The organism is Streptomyces fuscichromogenes (assembly GCF_014645815.1).
GTDB lineage: Bacteria > Actinomycetota > Actinomycetes > Streptomycetales > Streptomycetaceae > Streptomyces > Streptomyces fuscichromogenes.
In genome coordinates this window covers 344090-361769 of the sequence record NZ_BMML01000003.1, presented here as the reverse complement: position 1 = coordinate 361769, position 17680 = coordinate 344090, and the positions used below count along the sequence as shown (strand labels likewise).

General features: G+C 71.6%; 15 protein-coding genes. 2 read left to right on the top strand and 13 right to left on the bottom strand.

Features of this window, described 5'->3' with window-relative positions; all coding sequences use genetic code 11:
- The first annotated feature begins 103 nt into the window (after nucleotides 1–103).
- Entirely contained in the window at nucleotides 104–628 is a 525-nt protein-coding gene (locus tag IEZ11_RS08635; RefSeq protein ID WP_229712883.1) for a pentapeptide repeat-containing protein, read from the top strand.
- A gap of 105 nt (nucleotides 629–733) precedes the next feature.
- On the opposite strand, the gene IEZ11_RS08630 is transcribed toward IEZ11_RS08635, so the two are convergent.
- From IEZ11_RS08630 to IEZ11_RS08580, 11 genes are all read right to left on the bottom strand, one after another.
- Nucleotides 734–1411 (bottom strand): hypothetical protein, encoded by a 678-nt coding sequence (locus IEZ11_RS08630; protein WP_189262023.1) that lies wholly within the window; start codon nucleotides 1409–1411, stop codon nucleotides 734–736.
- Between the two features lie 143 nt (nucleotides 1412–1554).
- Nucleotides 1555–2559 carry a 3,4-dihydroxyphenylacetate 2,3-dioxygenase gene (gene hpaD / locus IEZ11_RS08625; RefSeq protein ID WP_189262022.1) on the bottom strand — a complete coding sequence of 335 codons (1005 nt, stop codon included), beginning with the start codon at nucleotides 2557–2559 and terminating at the stop codon, nucleotides 1555–1557.
- Complete coding sequence (gene hpaE, locus IEZ11_RS08620) at nucleotides 2556–4049, bottom strand: 5-carboxymethyl-2-hydroxymuconate semialdehyde dehydrogenase (protein ID WP_189262021.1); 1494 nt, start codon at nucleotides 4047–4049, stop codon at nucleotides 2556–2558. Before hpaE ends, hpaD begins: the two co-directional genes overlap by 4 nt.
- 47 nt (nucleotides 4050–4096) lie before the next feature.
- Nucleotides 4097–5029: a 4-hydroxy-tetrahydrodipicolinate synthase gene (gene dapA / locus IEZ11_RS08615; protein WP_189262020.1), complete on the bottom strand. Its 933-nt coding sequence runs from the start codon at nucleotides 5027–5029 to the stop codon at nucleotides 4097–4099.
- A gap of 25 nt (nucleotides 5030–5054) precedes the next feature.
- Nucleotides 5055–6530: a fumarylacetoacetate hydrolase family protein gene (locus tag IEZ11_RS08610; protein WP_268239902.1), complete on the bottom strand. Its 1476-nt coding sequence runs from the start codon at nucleotides 6528–6530 to the stop codon at nucleotides 5055–5057.
- A 72-nt stretch (nucleotides 6531–6602) separates the two neighbouring features.
- Nucleotides 6603–7376 carry an ABC transporter ATP-binding protein gene (locus IEZ11_RS08605; RefSeq protein WP_189262018.1) on the bottom strand — a complete coding sequence of 258 codons (774 nt, stop codon included), beginning with the start codon at nucleotides 7374–7376 and terminating at the stop codon, nucleotides 6603–6605.
- Nucleotides 7373–9271 (bottom strand): dipeptide/oligopeptide/nickel ABC transporter permease/ATP-binding protein, encoded by a 1899-nt coding sequence (locus IEZ11_RS08600; protein WP_189262017.1) that lies wholly within the window; start codon nucleotides 9269–9271, stop codon nucleotides 7373–7375. Before IEZ11_RS08600 ends, IEZ11_RS08605 begins: the two co-directional genes overlap by 4 nt.
- Nucleotides 9272–9273: 2 nt before the next feature.
- A complete protein-coding gene (locus IEZ11_RS08595; protein ID WP_189262016.1) occupies nucleotides 9274–10323 on the bottom strand; it encodes an ABC transporter permease in 1050 nt (349 codons plus the stop codon).
- A gap of 37 nt (nucleotides 10324–10360) precedes the next feature.
- Entirely contained in the window at nucleotides 10361–11944 is a 1584-nt protein-coding gene (locus IEZ11_RS08590; protein WP_189262015.1) for an ABC transporter substrate-binding protein, read from the bottom strand.
- Between the two features lie 26 nt (nucleotides 11945–11970).
- Nucleotides 11971–13416 (bottom strand): aldehyde dehydrogenase family protein, encoded by a 1446-nt coding sequence (locus IEZ11_RS08585; RefSeq protein ID WP_189262014.1) that lies wholly within the window; start codon nucleotides 13414–13416, stop codon nucleotides 11971–11973.
- Nucleotides 13416–15098: a thiamine pyrophosphate-dependent enzyme gene (locus IEZ11_RS08580; RefSeq protein ID WP_229712882.1), complete on the bottom strand. Its 1683-nt coding sequence runs from the start codon at nucleotides 15096–15098 to the stop codon at nucleotides 13416–13418. The genes IEZ11_RS08585 and IEZ11_RS08580 overlap by 1 nt, the downstream gene beginning before the upstream one ends.
- Nucleotides 15099–15239: 141 nt before the next feature.
- On the opposite strand from IEZ11_RS08580, the gene IEZ11_RS08575 reads away from it, so the two are divergent.
- Nucleotides 15240–15989, top strand: a complete 750-nt coding sequence (locus IEZ11_RS08575) for a FadR/GntR family transcriptional regulator (RefSeq protein ID WP_189262013.1) — start codon at nucleotides 15240–15242, stop codon at nucleotides 15987–15989.
- A gap of 1 nt (nucleotide 15990) precedes the next feature.
- On the opposite strand, the gene IEZ11_RS08570 is transcribed toward IEZ11_RS08575, so the two are convergent.
- Complete coding sequence (locus IEZ11_RS08570) at nucleotides 15991–16476, bottom strand: hypothetical protein (protein WP_189262012.1); 486 nt, start codon at nucleotides 16474–16476, stop codon at nucleotides 15991–15993.
- Nucleotides 16473–17666 carry a Rieske 2Fe-2S domain-containing protein gene (locus IEZ11_RS08565; RefSeq protein ID WP_189262011.1) on the bottom strand — a complete coding sequence of 398 codons (1194 nt, stop codon included), beginning with the start codon at nucleotides 17664–17666 and terminating at the stop codon, nucleotides 16473–16475. Before IEZ11_RS08565 ends, IEZ11_RS08570 begins: the two co-directional genes overlap by 4 nt.
- Between the last annotated feature and the right edge of the window lie 14 nt (nucleotides 17667–17680).

Genomic DNA, 17680 nt, shown 5'->3' with positions numbered 1-17680 from the left:
GATGCAGGCCCGGCACGGAATCAAGGCAGGAGCGCAGGGCGACGAGTTGCGGCAGCCGGTCGACGCCCTCTGACCGCGGATGGCGCAGGACGCGCGGAGCATCGTGGCGAAGTGGGTCGCACGAGAACACGGCACAGACCGGCCGCAGAAAATCCGCGAGCCGGAGTCCGGCTTGGCTGGCACGCTGACCCTCATGGCCACGCCCCTGAACCCACGACAACGACTCGCCGCACTTCAGCGCTACGCAGCCTTGAGCGGTGAGGACTTCACCGGCCAGAACCTGGTCTCGGCCAGGACTTCGCAGCTGCGATTCACCCGATGCTCGTTCGTGGCGGCCGACCTGCGTCACGCCGACTTGGACGGCTGTTCGTTCAGGTTCTGCGATCTGAGCGGTGCAGACCTGCGCGGGGCCTCGCTGCGAGGAGCGCACTTCGCCGGCTGCGATCTTCGTGGCGCGGATCTGCGCGGTGCGGACCTCACGGACGCCGGCCTCGGCCGGGTCAACACCGGCAGACCACCGTACGGCCTCACCGACATCACCGGCGCCCGCCTGGAGGGAGCGATCCTGCGCGACGTCCGACACGACGATGTGATCGGTTGGCGGTCTGCGGTCGACCACATCGGGTAGACCCCGAGCTCAGGCCCCGCGCCGGCTGGAGGTGACTCTCGTCCTCCGGCTGTGGAACGTCACGGTCGTGGCGTCGGTCGGCCGCGTCGCACTGTCGGGCCCTTCCTATCCGTGTGCGGCGGTTCTGCCGAGCCATGGCCTCAGGCCCCGCCGCGCTGCCCGCAACACCTCGTCCGGGGGCTGCTCGTCGGCTCGTTCGATCACAACGAGACCCCAGTCCTTCCGGCGGACCGCGCCGAGTGTCACGGCGCGCTCATGCCGCAGGTACGTCACCGCCGAAGCGACGTCGGCCACCGGAGGACTCACCTCGTAGTCGGCGAGTTTCCCGACGTACCGGTCCAGCCACTGCTCGCCTTCCCGCGTCGCGGCCCGGGACAGGGCGAACTCGGCATTCCCGTCGAGGAAGACCATGACCGGCCGGACCCGTGCGAGAACCCCGGTGAGGTCGGTCATGAAGGCGTCGATCGCCTCTTCGCCGTGCCCCATGGCCAGCAGCGTCGGTACGAACGGCATCAGCGCGTCCGCGACCACGACGTCATCACCGCTCGCCACCACCGCGTCGACGAACTTCGCCGCCGCCTCGATCAGCGTCTCCGGCTCGACCGTGCCTGCCGTCTTGAACTCCTCGGCCACCGCGGCGAACTGCGGTCGGGTCAAGATCTCCTCCTCGCGGAAGTGGTCCACCCGCAGTCCCGTATCAGCCAGCCATCGGGACAGTCCGGCGCACAGCGTCGACTTGCCCACTCCGGGAGATGCTCCCCACACCGTGATCAGAACCGTCATGGTTGCCGAGCCTAAGCGGTCGGCTCCGGAAGTCCTTCGAGGGCGGCGCGGGTGTCAGGTGACGGCCGGATCACCGTCGTCGGTGGGCTCGCTCGCCGCCCGGTGGCCGGCTCACGGACCACCGTTCATCGGTCCTCGGTCTGTCAGCCCAGGCCGTCCGCGCCGACCTGCACTGCGGACTCGTCCAGGAGCGAGTCCATGACCGGCTGCGGGGTGCCGTCCAGACCGAGCACGGGTGTGGCCTCCTTGTACCAGGACTCGATGACGGCGTTGCCCCAGAAGTCACGGCGGCGGTCGTCGTGGACGTTCCAGCGGTAGGTCTCGTGGTCGGGGTCGCCGGTGTAGTAGTCGGAGGTGTAGACCTCCACGCGGTGGCCGTCGGGGTCGCGCAGGTAGAGGTAGAAGGCGTTGGAGACGCCGTGCCGGCCGGGGCCGCGCTCGATGTGGTGCTCCTTGCGGATCGAGCCGAACAGGTCAGCGCAGCGCAGGACTTGATGGGACTCGTGGGTGGCGACGCCGAGATGGTGCAGACGGGGTCCGGCGCCTCCGGTGAAGGCGACGTCGTGCACGGTCTGCTTGCGGTACATCCAGGCCGCGTACAGCTCGTGTTCGTCGCCCTCGATCGTCTCCGAGCAGCCGAAGCCGAGGGATCTGTAGTGCGCGTAGGCGGCGGGGATGTCCGGCGTGCAGATGTTGAAGTGGTCCAGGCGGGCGATCTCGGCGCCGTGGCGCAGGTCGTAGCGCTGGATGAGGCGTTCCGCGCGCTCGATGTCGTGGAAGAACTCGACGGGGAAGCCGAGCGGGTCGACGACGCGGACGGCGTCGCCGATGCCCTTGGTGCCCTGACCGGCCGGGACACGTCGCACCGGGCGGCCGAGGCGGGTGAAGAAGGCCTCCGCGCGGTCGACGTCCTCGGGGGTGCGGACGCGGTAGGCGATGTGGTCGAGGGCGGCTTCGGCGCCCCTGCGCAGGACCAGGCTGTGGTGGGTGAGTTCGTCGCTGCCCCGCAGGCAGAGGGTGTCGCGGTCCTCGTACTGGACGTGGAAGCCGAGCATGTCCGCCCAGAACCAGCGGGCCCTGGGCAGGTCGGTGACGACCAGTTGGGCGTAGGCGGAGCGGATGACGTCGGGCGCGGTCGGGGCAGTCACCGTGCGGCTCCGAAGCGGGGGGTGTGCACGTCGCCGAGCGCGACGTGGACGATCTTGCAGTCGGAGTAGAAGTCGATGCTGTGGGCGCCGCCCTCCCGGCCGACCCCGGAGGCCTTCACGCCGCCGAACGGGGTGCGCAGGTCACGGACGTTGTGGGAGTTGATCCACACCATGCCGGACTCGACGGCGTGCGCGATACGGTGGCCGCGCTTGAGGTCCGAGGTCCAGATGTAGGCGGCGAGCCCGAACGGGGTGGCGTTCGCCAGCTCGACGGCCTCGGTCTCGTCGTCGAAGGGGGCGACGGCGACGACCGGGCCGAAGATCTCCTCCTGGAAGATGCGGGCGTCACGAGCCACGTCGGCGAAGACGGTGGGCTGGAGGTAGTTGCCCTCGGTGAGGTGGTCCGGGCGGGAGCCGCCCGCGACCAGCCTCGCCTCCTTCCTGCCGATCTCGACGTAGTTCAGGACGCGTTGGTAGTGCTCGGGGTGGACGAGGGCGCCGACCTCGGTGGCCGGGTCGGCGGGCAGGCCGACGCGGACGCCCGCGGCCCGTTCGGCGAGACGGACGGTGAACTCCTCGTACGCCGGGCGCTCGACGAGCACCCGCGAACCGGCCGTGCAGCGTTCGCCGTTGAGGGAGAACACGCCGAACACGACGGAGTCCAGGGCGGCTTCGAGGTCGGCGTCGGCGAAGACGACGGCAGGAGACTTGCCGCCCAGCTCCATCGAGGTCGTCTTCAGATGCCGGGCCGAGGAGCGGATGATGTGCCGGCCGGTGTCCGTGGAGCCGGTGAAGGAGATCAGCGGGACGTCCGGGTGGTCGACCAGGGCCTGGCCGGCCTCGTCGCCGATGCCGTGGACGATGTTGGCCGCGCCAGCCGGCAGGCCCGCCTCGGCGAGAATCTCCGGCCACAGGGAGGCGGACAGCGGGGTCCACTCCGCGGGCTTGAGCACCAGTGTGCAGCCCGAGGCGAGGGCCGGGGCGAGCTTCCAGCTCTCCAGCATGAAGGGGGTGTTCCAGGGGGTGATCAGACCGGCCACGCCGACCGGGGTGCGGACCACGTAGCTGATCTGCTCGGTGCCCTGGCGGAAGGCCTCCTCGCCGAGGCCGACGATCACGTCGGCGAAGAACCGGAAGTTCTCCGCGGCGCGGCGGGCCTGTCCGCGGGCCTGGCTGATGGGCAGCCCGGAGTCGAACGACTCGAACTCGGCGAGCCGGTCGTGACGGGCCTCGATGGCATCGGCGATCCGGTTCAGGACCTGGGCACGGCGGCGGGTGCCGTACGCCGCCCAGCCGGTGAACGCGCTCCTCGCGGCGGCGACCGCGCGGGCGATGTCGTCGGTGCCGCCGCGGGCGGCCTGGGCGTAGGGCTGGTTGGAGACCGGGTCGAGGACGTCGAAGGTGCGTCCGTCGGCGCTGGGGACGGTGTCGCCCCCTATCCAGTGGTGGATGGTGCCGGGCAGGCCGTCGGGGCGGTGCGGGGCGGTCATGGTCGGGTGGCTCCTGGTGCGGGTTCGGGGACCGGTACGGGGACGGGTCAGGACTGTTCGGCGAGCTGCTGGGTGAGGTCTGCGCCCTGCCGCAGGAGCTGACGGATGCGGGGCAGGGAGGCCTCCGTCGGGGTGATCAGCGGGGGACGCACATGCGCCGAGGCGATGCGGCCCTGCTGCTGGAGCACCCACTTCGCGGGCGCGGGATTGGTCTCGACGAAGAGCAGGTCGACCAGCGGGTGCAGCCGGTAGTGCAGGTCGCGCGCGGTCTCGAAGTCGCCCGCCTCCCATGCCTCGTACATGCGGGCCACGGCCTGGGGGGCGATGTTGGCGACCGCGCTGACGAAACCGGCGCCGCCGAGCGCGAGCAGCGGCAGGCAGAGCAGTTCGATACCGGACCAGACGAGCAGGGAGCGGCCGCACTCGTGGATGACGCGGGAGAAGTGCTCGAAGTCCTTGGTGGTCTCCTTCACGCCGACGAAGTTGTCGAAGGCGCGGAAGAGCCTGCCGACGGTCTCCGGCGCGATGTCGACCGCGGTGCGCGAGGGCACGTTGTAGGCGACGACCGGCAGGTCGGGGAACTCCCGGCAGACCGTGGCGTACCAGACGTACAGCGCCTCCTGGGTGGGGCGGGCGTAGTACGGGGTGATGACGAGTGCGGCGTCGGCTCCGGCGTCCTGGGCGGCGGCCGTGATCTCCAGGGTCTCGGCGAGCTTGTGGGAACCGGTGCCGGGCAGGAAGGGGACCCGGTCCCCGATCTCGTCGGCGACCGCGCGGATCGCGGCGATGCGCTCGGCGGTGCTCTGGGCACTGGGCTCGCCGGTGGACCCGCCGAGGGAGATGCCGTGCGAGCCGGCGTCGAGCTGGAAGCGGACCAGGCCGCGGAGGCTGTCGAGGTCGACGTCTCCGGTGTCCTTGAACGGGGTGACGACGGGGGCGATGGATCCCCGGATCACCGAGGGGTCGCTGCGGAACTTCATGCGGGTTCTCCTTGGCGGTGCCGGTTCAGGAGGCCGGCTGGTTGTCGGGCCACTGCTCGTATCGGGTCGTCCACTCCCCCGTCAGGGGGTAGAGGCCGTCGATGCCGGCCCCGGCGTGGACCTGTTCGGTGATGAAGCGTTCCTGGCGTTCCTGCTCGCGGGAGTCGGCCACGAGTTCTCCGGCCAGGTGGGGCGGGACGACGACCACGCCGTCGGCGTCGCCGACGAGGAGGTCGCCGGGGTGCACGAGCGCGCCGCCGCAGGCGACGGGCAGTCCGGTGTCCCAGGGGACGTGGCGGCGTCCGAGAACGGACGGGTGCGGGCCCGCGTGGTAGACGGGCAGGTGGAGTTCGGTGACCGCGGCGGAATCACGGAGTGCTCCGTCGGTGACCACACCCGCGGCGCCGCGCTTCAGGGCGCGCAGGGCGAGGATGTCCCCGAGGGTTCCGGCGGTGGGATCGCGGCGGGCGTCCATCACCAGGACGTGGCCGGGGCGCAGTTGCTCGACGGCGCGTTTCTGGGCGTTCATACCGTTGCCGTGCCGGGCGAAGAGGTCCTCGCGCAGGGGCAGGTAGCGCAGGGTGTGGGCGACGCCCACCATGCGCAGGTCGGGCCGGGTGGAGCGGACTCCGTCGACCGACATGTGGGGCAGCCCGCGCTTGCGCAGCTGGGCGCTGAGCGTGGCCACGGCGACGGACCGCAGGCCCCTTTCGAGGTCCGGGTCCAGCAGGGGCGCCGGGGTGTGCGCGGGGCCCCAGGCCGCTTCGGCCTCGGCCGCGTCGAGGCGGGGCATCGCACCGTGTTCTTCCAGCGCGGGGCCGGTGGTGACGGTGTTGGAGAGCCGCCCGGTGCTCGTGGCGCCCGCGGTGACCTCCACCTCGACGGTGTCACCGGGGACGACCACGGAGGCGCCGGCGGGGGTGCCGGTGAGGATGACGTCGCCCGGTTCGAGCGTCATCAGCCGGGAGAGGTCGGCGATGAGGCCGGCGAAGGGGAACAGCAGGGTGTCGGTGGTGTCGTTCTGGACGAGCTCCCCGTTCACCCAGGTCCGCAGGGTGATCCGGGCCGGGTCGACGGTACGGGCGTCGAGGAGGCGGGGGCCCAGGGGGGTGAAGCCGTCGGCGCCCTTGGAGCGGAGGTTGGAGCCCCGGTCGGCGTACCGCAGGTCGTAGACGCCCGCGTCGTTGGCCGCGGTGACGAACTCGACGTGCGCCCATGCCTCCTCGGGCCGGACGTTGCGTGCGGGCCGCCCGATGACCAGGGCGATCTCGCCCTCGAACCCCATCAGTTCGCAGCCTTCCGGGCGGACCAGGGGGTCACCGGTGCCGGAGAGGGAGGAGGCGGGCTTGAGGAAGTAGGAGGGGTGGGGCACCCTGCGCCCTCGTTCGGCGGCTCGGCTGGGGTAGTTGAGATGGACGGCGATGATCTTCGACGGCTTGCTGCCGAGGGGATGGGGCATGTTCCTGCTCCTTGCTGGGCTCCTGCGGGTGCGCCGTGCCACGGCCGGGTCTGCCCGGCACCGGTGCCGTTGGTCCCGGCGTCGCCGGTGACTGCGTCCGGGCGCCGGACGGGGCTATACGGCGGCGGCGCCGAACTCACCGGGGGTGGGCAGGGAGTCGATGAGCCTGCGGGTGTAGTCGTGCCGCGGACGGGTGATCACGTCGTGGCTCGGTCCCTGCTCGACGATGCGGCCCTGGTACATGACGGCGGTGGCGTCGGCGATGTAGCGGACCACGGCGAGGTTGTGCGTGATGAAGAGGATGGTCAGGCCGAGGTCCCGGTGGATCTCGCGGACCAGGTTCAGCACGGCGGACTGGACGGACGCGTCGAGCGCGGAGGTGATCTCGTCGGCGACGAGGATCTTCGGGCGGGCGGCGAGCGCCCTGGCCACGGCGACGCGCTGGCGCATGCCGCCCGAGAGCTGTCCGGGGTATCTGCCGCCCGCTGCAGCGGGCAGCCGGACGCTGTCCAGGAGTTCGGCCACCGAACGGTCGACCCCGCCGGGGCCGGCGGCGTCGTTGGCCCTGATGACCTCGGCGATGCTCGCGCCGACGGTCATGCGTGGGTTGAGCGAGGTGTAGGGGTCCTGGAAGACCATCTGGACGGCGCGCGCCCGCCGGTGTCCGCGGTCCCGGATGTCGGTGCCGCCTGCCAGGATCCGTCCCCGCGCGAGCGGCTGGAGTCCGGCGACGGCGCGCGCGAGGGTCGACTTGCCCGAGCCGGACTCTCCGACGAGGCCGAGGACGGTCCCGGACGGTATGAACAGCGACACGTCGTCGACGGCGGTGACAGCGGCGCCCTTCCGGCCGAAGACCACCGTGGCGGACTCGATGTCCAGGGTGCTCATGTCGCGCTCCTCGGGGTGACTGTCCGGGGCGTCAGGGGGAACCAGCAGGCGACGGTGGCGTCCGCCGTTCCGGGTGTCAGGGTGGGCAGGTCGGTGCGGCACCGGTCCTCGGCGCGGGTGCAGCGTGCCGCGTAGGCGCAGCCGGCGATGGGCTCGTCGGGGTGCGGCGGGTGGCCGGGGATGGTGTCGAGCGGCTTTTCGACCTCGGTGTCGAGGGTCGGGAGGGATGCGAGAAGGGCGCGGGTGTAGGGGTGTGCCGGGCCGTCGAGCAGGGCGTCGACGGAGAGTTCCTCGACGACACGGCCGGCGTACATGACGACGATGCGGCTGCACAGCGAGGTGAGCACCCCGATGTCGTGGGAGACGACGAGTGCCGCGCTGCCGTCCTCGTGGCAGCGCTCGTGGAGGGTGCGCAGGACGTGGTGCTGGACGGTCATGTCCAGCGCGGTGGTGGGTTCGTCCGCGATGATGAGGTCGGCCTCCGCCATCTGCGCCATGGCGATGAGGACCCGCTGGCGCATGCCGCCGGAGAGCTCGTTCGGGTACTGCCCGAGGCGCGTCTCGGGGCGGGTGATCCGCAGTCGGTCCAGGAGTTGTACGGCCTTGTTCCGGGCGCCGGCGGGCGCACCGCCGTGGTCGGGCAGTCCCTCGGTCAGCTGGGTGCCGATGCGCAGGGCGGGATTGAGGAAGGTGCTCGGGTCCTGGAAGACGACGGCGATACGGCGGCCGATCCGTTCGCGCAGTTCGCTGTCGGAGAGGGCGGCGAGGTCCGTGCCGTCGAAGTCCAGGCGGCGGCTGCGGACGCTGCCCGTCGAGGAGGTGAGGCGGGCGATCGCCATCGCGGTGACGGACTTGCCCGACCCGGACTCCCCCACCACGCCGACGATTTCGCCGGGGTGCAGCCGCAGCGACACGTCACGGACCGGTGTGGTCCAGCCGCCGGCCGTGGGGAACTCCACCCGCAGGTTCTCGACGGTGAGCAGGGCCGCGGTGGTGTGCTCACCGGCGCCGGGCGGCGGGGTGCCGAGTGCGGCGGCGGGTGCCGGTGTGCGCGCGGCACGCACGGGCGAGTCCTGGCCGCGTGCGATGCCGGCGAGGACCTCTCCCGCGAGCCCGAACGCGATGCCGGCGACGACGATGGCCGCTCCGGGGGCGACGGTGGTCCAGGGGCTGGTGTAGACGGCGGGCAGGGCGTCGCCGAGCATGCGCCCCCAGTCGAAGTCGGGTGCCTGCACGCCGAGGCCGAGGAAGCTGAGGCTGGAGAGCGCGAGGAGGGCTCCGCCGATGTTCAGGGTGATGTAGACGAGGACGGGCTCGGCGATGTTGGGGAGCACGTAGCGGGTGAACTGGCGGCGTCGCGAGATGCCGAGCATGCGCGCGGCGACCAGGTAGTCGCTGCTTTCGATGCCCGCGGTCAGGGTCTGCATCAGCCGGCCGAAGACCGGGGTCATGGTCAGGCCCATGGCGATGACGGCCGTGGTGGCGCCGGGGCCGAGGAGGATCGTGGTGAACAGGGCCACGAGCAGGACGGGGAACGCCATCCAGGTGGTGAGCACGGAGGCGAGGACCCGCTGGACCCGGCGGCCGAGGACGACCGGGAGCGCCCCGACGAGGGCGCCCAGCACGACGGCGAGGGCTGTCGCGCCGACGGCCATGACCAGGGATCGGCGGGTGGCGGTCAGTACTCGGGCCAGGACGTCGCGGCCGAGGTTGTCGGTGCCCAGGAGGTGGGCGCCGGAGGGTGCCTGGGCGAGATGGGCGGGGTCCGGGACGCGTGCCTGGTCGCCCCAGATCCAGGGGCCGATGACGGCGAGCACCACGAGGGCGACGACCAGGACGGTGGCGAGCAGGCGGGTGGGGGTAGCTCCCGCTGCTCCGAGGCGGGTCTTGGGCATGATCAGCGCTCCAGGAGGGTCGTGCGCCGGTCGAGGAGCGCGAGCAGGACGTCGACGAAGAGGTTGATCAGGATGATCAGGGTGGCGTAGACGAGGGCGATGCCTCCGACGATGTTGTAGTCACGGCCGCTGATCGCCTGGATGAGGGCGTATCCGAGGCCGGGCCAGTTGAAGACCTGCTCGACGAGGGCGGTCGCGGCGACCATTCCGGCGGCCGTGGTGCCGGCCAGGGTGAGAACGGCGGTCAGCATGTTGGGCAGGGCGTGGCGCAGGTAGAGGGTGGCGGTGGGCAGGCGCTTGGAGCGGGCGGTGCGCATGTAGTCCCGGCCGAGGACCTTCAGCCCTTCGACGCGGGCGACCCGCGCGATCACGGCCGACGAGGGAGCGGCGAGCGCGAGGACGGGCAGGACGTAGGAGGCCGTGCTGTCCGATCCGGCGACGGGCAGGACGGGCCACCAGATTCCGAAGGCGATCACGAGGCCGGTGCCGAGAAGGAACTCCGGAACCGCTGTGGTCAGGCCGGTCGCGCCGTTGAAGCCGAGTTCGAGGCCCCGGCGGCGGCCTTCCCGGGTCAGGACCGCGGTGGTGAGTCCGACCGGGACGGCGATCAGCAGGGTGACGAGGACGGCGAGGGCCGCCAGTGCGAGGGACTTCGGCAGACGGCCCTCCACGACGTCCGTCACCGGCTGCCCGGTGAGGATCGAGGTGCCGAGGTCGCCGTGCAGAAGCCCGCCGAGATAGTCGGCGTACTGGCGCCACAGCGGCAGGTCGAGGCCGAGCTGGGCTCTGCGCTCCGCGATGAGCGAGGGCGGGGCGGTGGGGCCGAGCGCCTGCCGCACGGGGTCTCCCGCGGACAGGCGTACGACGACGAAGGCGACGGAGACGATGACGAACAGCGAGCCGAGGGTGCGTCCCGCACGCCGGAGCACGAAGCGCCACCAGACCGCTGCCGGGCGTCTCCGTGAGGTGCCGGTGGCCTCGGGCCGGCCGGTTTCCGCAGCGCCGTGCTGCGGGGAGGGTGTCTCCCGGTGCCAGTGCTGTACGACGGACATGCGCTGTCCTCCTTCCGGGCGCGCGTTTCCTGGTCGCTTACTTGGTCAGGCGGATGGTGGAGCCCTTGACGGCTCCCAGCTGGCCGACCCTGAACGTGACGTGGGACCCGTAGACGGTCTTGGAGTTGGCCTCGATCGGGGTCAGATCGGCGTTCCTGACGAGAGCCGCCTCGGCGGCCTTCCAGTCGGTGCAGGAGGCGGCGCCGGCGACCTTCTGCGCCCTGGCGATCTGCTGCTGGTAGTCCTTGTTGTCGATGGAGGCGAAGTTGCGGCCCCTGGGCGGCGCCTGTCCGTTGGCGAGGATCGTCCACACGCTGGGGTCCTCGGTGCTGAAGGGCGCCCAGACGACGTCCCAGTCGCCGCCGGTGAAGAGGGTGGTGGCGTAGCTGTCGGAGCCGGTGAGCCTGACCTTGACGCCGAGCTTCGTCCACTGGGTCTGGAGCAGTTCCACGGCCGAGACCAGGTCGGCTCCGCGGTTGCTGGGGTAGAGGACCGTGAGGGCGAGCTTCTTGCCGTTCTTGCTGCGGATGCCGTCGCCTCCCTTCTTCCAGCCGGCCGCGTCCAGGGCCGCGGCGGCGGTCTTGAGGGTGCCGGCGGGCAGGTTGCCGGTGATGGCGTCGTAGGAGCAGACGGCGGGTTCGCCGGTGACGATGCTCTTCAGCTCGGTGCCGCGTCCGCCGGTGGCGACCGATCCCAGGGCCTTGAGGTCGAGGGCCTGGGCGAGGGCGGTGCGCACGGCGGGGTCGGCGCCGGCGCGGCCGACGGCGTGGTTGTAGAACAGCAGCGCGGGGTCGGTCCTGACGGTGGCCTTGGTGAAGGAGCCGCGGTCGAGGCGGTCGCGGTCGGCGCCGCCGACGGTGGCCAGGTTCACGTCGCCCGCGGTCAGGAGGTTGGCGCGGGTGGACTCGTTGGGGACGACCTCGACGACGACCTTGGCGGGCACGCCCTTGTCCTTGGCCGTGACTCCGTCGGCGCCCCAGGTGTAGTTCCTGCGCACGGTGAAGGTGTAGGTCTGTCCGGCGTCGGCGCTGGTCAGCTGGTACATGCCGGAGCCGGAGGTCTTCGTCGTCAGCTTCGCCGGGTTGTCGGCTCCGGCACCGCACAGGATCGGCATGTAGCTGAGGTTCTCCAGCAGGAAGCTGCCGGGGGTCGGGGAGCTGACGGTGAGGGTGCCGGCCGCGTCGTCGGCGGTGACCTTGGCGTCGGCCGGGATGTAGGCCCCGAGCCATGGGGAGGCGTTCCTGGTGTCCAGGACCCAGTCGAAGGTCTTGGCGACGACGCTCGGGGTGACCGTCGAGCCGTCGGCGCAGGTGACTCCCTTGCGGAGGACGAAGGTCGCCTTCGTCGTCGTCACCTTCCAGGACCTGGCCAGCTCACCGGAGTAGCCCTTGTCGCCGAGGGTGCGGGAGACCAGGTGGTCGTAGGCGAGGGAGCCGATGGCGGTGCCGGCGGCGGTGCTGTTGGTCAGCGGGTTGAGCGCTCCGGGATCGGCGTCTACGGCGATGGTGGCCGTGCCGTCGGTGACATATCCGGTGCCGCCCGGACCGGAGGTCGCCTGCGACGTGCAGGCGGTCAGGAGCAGACCTGCGCAGGCCATGGTCGTGAAACCTCTGTACCGCATGTGTACGTCCTTTGCTTTGGTCTCGATCAGAGCGACGTGTGAAGGTCGCGCGCGCCCATGACGGTCTTCGTCTCCAGGAACTCCGCCAGCCCCTGGGCGCCGCATTCGCGCCCGATGCCGGACTGCTTGTAGCCGCCGAAGGGCGCGCCCACGTCCAGTCCCGCGCCGTTGATGCCGACGGTGCCGGTGCGCAGCCGCCGGGCGACCTCCAGGGCACGCAGCGGATCCGCCGACCACACTCCGCCGGACAGGCCGTAGTCGCTGTCGTTGGCGAGTTCCACGGCGTGGTCCTCGTCGTCGTAGCCGGTGATCGCGAGGACGGGGCCGAAGACCTCCTCGCGGAAGATCTTCATGTCGGGGGTGACCGCGCCGAGCACGGTGGGGGCGATGTAGGCCCCGGCCGCGAGGCTCGGCAGGATGTCCGTGCCGCCCGTCAGCAACCGCGCGCCCTCGCGGACGGCCTGGTCGATGTGGCGCCGTACACGCTCCAGTTGCACGAGCGAGGCGAGCGGCCCCATCACGGTGCCGGCGAGAAACGGATCACCGGGCCACCAGTCCGCGGCCTCGGTGACCACGGCCTCGTACCAGTCGTCGAGGCTCTCGCGGGGCACCAGCAGACGCGTCAGCGCGGCGCAGGTCTGGCCGGTGTTGGCGAAGCACGAGCGGACCACCTGGGCGGCGGTGCTCGCGGTGTCGGCGTCGTCCAGGGCGATCGCCGCGGACTTGCCCCCGAGTTCGAGGGCCACCTTCTTGATGGTGGACGCCGCCGTCCTGGCGACCCGCTCGCCGACCGCCCGGGAGCCGGTGAAGGTGACCATGTCGACGTCCGGGTGCGCGCAGAGCGGCTCCCCCACGGCGCTCCCGTCCCCGAAGACGACGTTGAAGGTGCCGTCCGGCAGCCCCAGTCCGTGGATGAGTTCGGTGAGCACGGCCGCGTTGAGAGGGGCCACCTCGCTGGGCTTGAGCACGACGGTGCAGCCGGCCAGCAGGGCGGCACCGGCCTTGAGGACGATCTGGTGGAGCGGGAAGTTCCACGGGGTGATCGCGGCGACGACGCCGACGGGCTCGGTGACGACCAGGGAGTCGGAGACAGGGGTCGGTCCCGCGAGGTTCTCCGCCGCCTCGATCAGGGCTTCGAGGTCGGCGATGGCGACCCCCACCTGGGCCTGTCGCGAGAAGGCCAGCGGTGAGCCCATTTCGGAGGTGAGGGTGACGGCCAGGCGGTCACGGTGCGCGTCGAGTGCCTCGGCCAGACGCCGGACGGCTTCGATCCGCCGGGTCGCCGGCAGCGCCGACCACCCGGGGAAGGCTCTGCGGGCGGCCCGGACCGCACGGTCCACGTCGGTGGACGTGCCGGCGACCGTGGCGCCGATCGGCTTCAGCGTGGCGGGATCGACGACGTCGATGACGCCCGGATCCGCTCCTGGTTCGTCCCAGACTCCGTCGATGTAGTGCCGTACCAGGTCGTGCATCAGGACTCCTCGGTGCGCAGGTGTGCGTCGGGGGCGAGCGGAGCCGGCCGCGGGATGCCCTCGTGGATGAGGTGCCAGGGAGAGGGGAACTCGCCGACCGGCACGTCGATGAGGACGGGCTCGCCGGCGCTCACGGCGTCGCCGAGGACGCCTTCGAGCTCCTTGGGGGTGCGGGCGTGCGCGGACGCGATGCCGAAGGCCTCCGCGAGCACGGGATAGTCGGGGTTGGCCAGGTCGGTGGCGAAGTAGCGGGCGTCGTAGCGGTTCTTCTGGATGCGCCGGACGTTGCCGTAGAAACCGTCGTGGAAGACGACGGTGACCAGACCGATGCCGTACTTGCGGGCGGTGGAGAGTTCCTGGAGCGTCCAGGAGAAGCCGCCGTCGCCGTTGATGGAGACGACCGGACGGTCCGGGTCGGCGGACTTGACGCCCAGCGCGGTGGCGAAGCCGTAGCCGAGGGTGCCCTGGTACCCGGGGCCGATGTAGGTGCGCGGCCGGTAGGCGGGATAGCAGGCGCTCGCGGCGTAGCCGACCTGGGTGAACTCGCTGACCAGGACGCCGTCGTCGGGAAGCGCCTGCCGGATGGCGGCCAGGTACTCGCGCTGCGGTGCGATGTCGGCGAACTGTCCGTCCAGCCATTGCCGTACGGCGGTGAACTCGTCGTCCCGTCGCGTACGGGCGGGGCCTTCGACCTCTTCGGCGAGTCCGAGCAGGCCGAGGCGGGCGTCCGCGTGCAGGCGCACGTCGGCCTCGCGGGGACCGTGCAGATCCGCCTCCTCGGCGTTCAGCAGGATCACCTTGGCTCCCGCGGTGTCGATCCGGGTCCCGAAGGTGGAGACGAACCGGGTGCCGACCGCGAGGACGACGTCGGCGTCGGGACGGAAGGCGCGCAGGGCGAGGGCGTCGAACGCGAGACGGTGCCGGGCGTCGATGGCGCCGCGGCCGTTCTCGCTGACGAGGACCGGCGCTTCGAGCGCTTCGGCGAGGGCCACGAGGGCCTCGGAGGCGTCGGCGGCGATCGCTCCGCCGCCCACGTAGATCAGCGGGCGGCGCGCCTTCCGCAGCAGTTCCCCCGCCTTGGCCACCAGCTGGGGGTCGGGCTGTACGAGGGCGCCCTCCACGCGCTGCGGGATCACCGCCTGCGCGGTGGCGGCGAGCACGTCCGGCGGAACCTCCAGGGCCACGGGCCGCGGACGTCCGCCGCGCAGCTGACGGAAGGCCTCGGCCACCAGGGCGGGGATCTGCTCGGCCGAGCGGGCGGTGCCCGTCCACTTGGTCAGCCGCTGGAGGATGCCCGTCTGGTCGGGTATCTCGTGCAGGGCGCCGAGGCCCTTGCCGATGGCCTGCGAGTCGATCTGGCCGGCCAGGAGCAGGACGGGGGAGTTCGCCGAGTAGGCGGTGGCCAGGCCCGACAGCGCGTTGAGGACGCCGGGGCCCGGAACCACCATGGCGACGCCCACCTCGCCGGTGCTGCGGGCGTAACCGTCGGCCATGTAGGTGGTGGCCTGCTCGTTGCGGGCGCAGGTGAAGGCGATCCGGTCGGCCCGCCTGTACAGGGCGTCGGCCGCCGGGTCGAGCTGCACTCCGGGGATGCCGAAGACCCGCGAAACCCCCTGGGCTGCGAGGGATTCCGCCAGCAGGTCGCCGCCGGTCAGCGAGTTCGAAGGGTTCAACGGGTTCAACGGAGCTTCCTCACACTCAAACGAATCAATTCGTTATAGTCGATATTATCGAGAGGTCGATTCACGTCAAGGCCCCCGAGCTTCGTAGGATTGGCCGCGAGCCCGGCGCCGAGGCGGCCGCGGGCAGGGGTGAGGAGTGACATGGCAGCAGCAGAGAAGGCGGTCCGGCCCGTGGCGGAGGGGCGCTCCGTGACCTTCGACCGTGCGCGCAGCACGGGCTCCGTCGTCGACTCGGTCGTCGAGCAGGTCGAACGGACCATCGCCGAGCGAAGGCTGCCGGCCGGCTACCGCTTCGGCACCAAGCAGGATCTCTGCGAGCAGTTCGGCATCGCCCCGGCGACGCTGGGCGAGGCCCTGCGCGTGCTGCGCGGTCGCGGCGTCATCGAGGCCCGGCCCGGCCCGGGTGGGGGCCTCTTCGTCACCGAGCGCTCTCCCCTGCTGCGCCTCGCGCACAACGTCATGCAACTGCGCGAGCAGGGCGCCACCGTCAACCAGGTCGTGGCCGTGCTCGACGCGCTGGACGAGTCCGTCATCAGTGACGCGGCCCGGTACCGGAGCAAGGACGACCTGGGGGATCTCGACGCGCTGATGGGTGAGGTCGCCGACGTCTGGCACGTGCCCGCGGAGGGCCTGCACGCCAACTGGCGGCTCCACCGGCGGATCGCCGAGATCTCGCCCAACCCGGTACTGCGGGCCTTCTACCTGAACCTGGTGGACTACATCGAGAGCGAGCTGGCCGGCGGCCAGGCCGCGACCATGGACGTCCCCGGTTTCGAGGCCGCGTCCGAGGACCGCCTCGACATGCACCGCGCCATCGTCGAGGCGATCCGCTCCGGCGATCAGGACGAGGTCAGGGCCGCCGTACTGCGCCACCGCACGCTCGGCCGCTGACTCACCGCAGCGCGAGCACCCGGCGGGCCAGGTCCGCCGGGTCGACCTCGCTGATCCCCGCCCCCGCGCCGACCCGGACGACCACCCCGCCGTCGGACCGCGGCACGGGCCCCGCCAGATCCGCGACGGGCTCGTCGACCCAGGCCCACGGACGCCGTCCGGCGTAGTCACGGATCACCGGGAGCTTGTCGAACTGCGCCGGCAGGAACGGCCACGGGGCCTCCGGCAGCCGCAGCACCTCGCGGAACGCCTCGTGCGCCACATGGCCCCACTCCGACACCCACACGATCTGGAACAGGCCGGCCAGTTCGGCCACCCGGTCCGCCGCGACCTCGGGCACCGCGACCTCGCGCGCCCATCTCCCCCAGGCCGTCAGCCGCACGGTCCGGGCCGGCACCACCGGATCCTCCAGCGCGATCACGCCACTGATGCCGAGCATCAGCAGGGGCCTGTCCCCCGCCGGGAGCCGCGCCGCGTACCCGCTCATGCGCTCCCGTCCCCGGCCGCGTCGGGTCCGTCCTCGAAGTAGTTGCCGCCCTCGACGCGGATCGTCGCCGCGGATTCCTCGAAGACGACACCGGCGGGGTGCCCGCCCTCGGCGACGGCCCGGATCTGCCGGGCCATCATCCGGCGCAGCATGGCCACCCCCTGGTCCGTGATCGTCAGGTGGTCCTCGTGGTGCAGCGAGACGGAGCCCTGGCTCTTCTGCGCCTCGTAGTCGCCGGGCATCATCTGATGCTCCGCCTCGCTCAGTTCGGCCCACGGCCTGCCGTCGTGCGTGGAACGCAGCTTGCGCAGGAAGTCCGGGTCCGTGTCGCGGGCCAGGGTGAAGATCTTGAAGCTGGTGTCGTCGAGTGGCACGACCCAGCCGATGATGTTGGTCCGGCCCGCCGAGAGCCGGGGACTGGCCACCACGCGCAGGTTCGGGAACACCACTTCCGTGACCCGGCGCAGCCGCCGGCCGTCGCTCAGCTCCCGCGTCTGCACCGAGCGCACGCCGCGGTCGGTGTACTCGAAGGTGACCTCCGGCATCAGGGCCATCTCGGGCGTGAACTGGAAGCCGCTGAAGCGGGCGTGCAGGATCGGCACGTGGAACGGGTCCAGCACGTTCTCCCAGTGCTGGAGCCAGTTGAAGTCGAGCAGCGCGGGGCCGCCTCCCCCGACGCCCGTGTCGTCGACGATGAGGTGCTCGCCGGGTCCCAGCTCCTCCAGGGTGTCGTAGCGGGGCAGCAGCGGTTTTCTCGCCGGGTCGCCCAGATAGGCCCACACCAGGCCGTAGCGCTCCTGGACGGGGTACCACGGCTGGCGGATCCGCTCCCGGTGCAGGCCGAGCTCCGGCTCGCAGGGCTGCTCCAGGCAGTGACCCCGGGGGTCGAACACCCACCCGTGGTAGCAGCAGCGGATACCCTCCTCCTCGACGCCTCCGTAGTACAGCGAGGCTCCGCGGTGGGCGCACCGGGGATGGAGCAGGCCCACGGCTCCGCGGCGGGTGCGGAAGAGCACGAGATCCTCGCCGAGTATCCGCAGGGCCTTGGGTGCCGTGATCGCCTCGTCGGACCGGGCGACCGGCTGCCAGTAGCGGCGCAGCACCTCGCCGTACGGTGTGCCCGGACCGACCTGTGCCAGGTCCAGGTTGGGCTCGCGCAGTCTCAGGCCGTAGGCCGTTCCGGTGTCCATCAGACAGCTCCGTT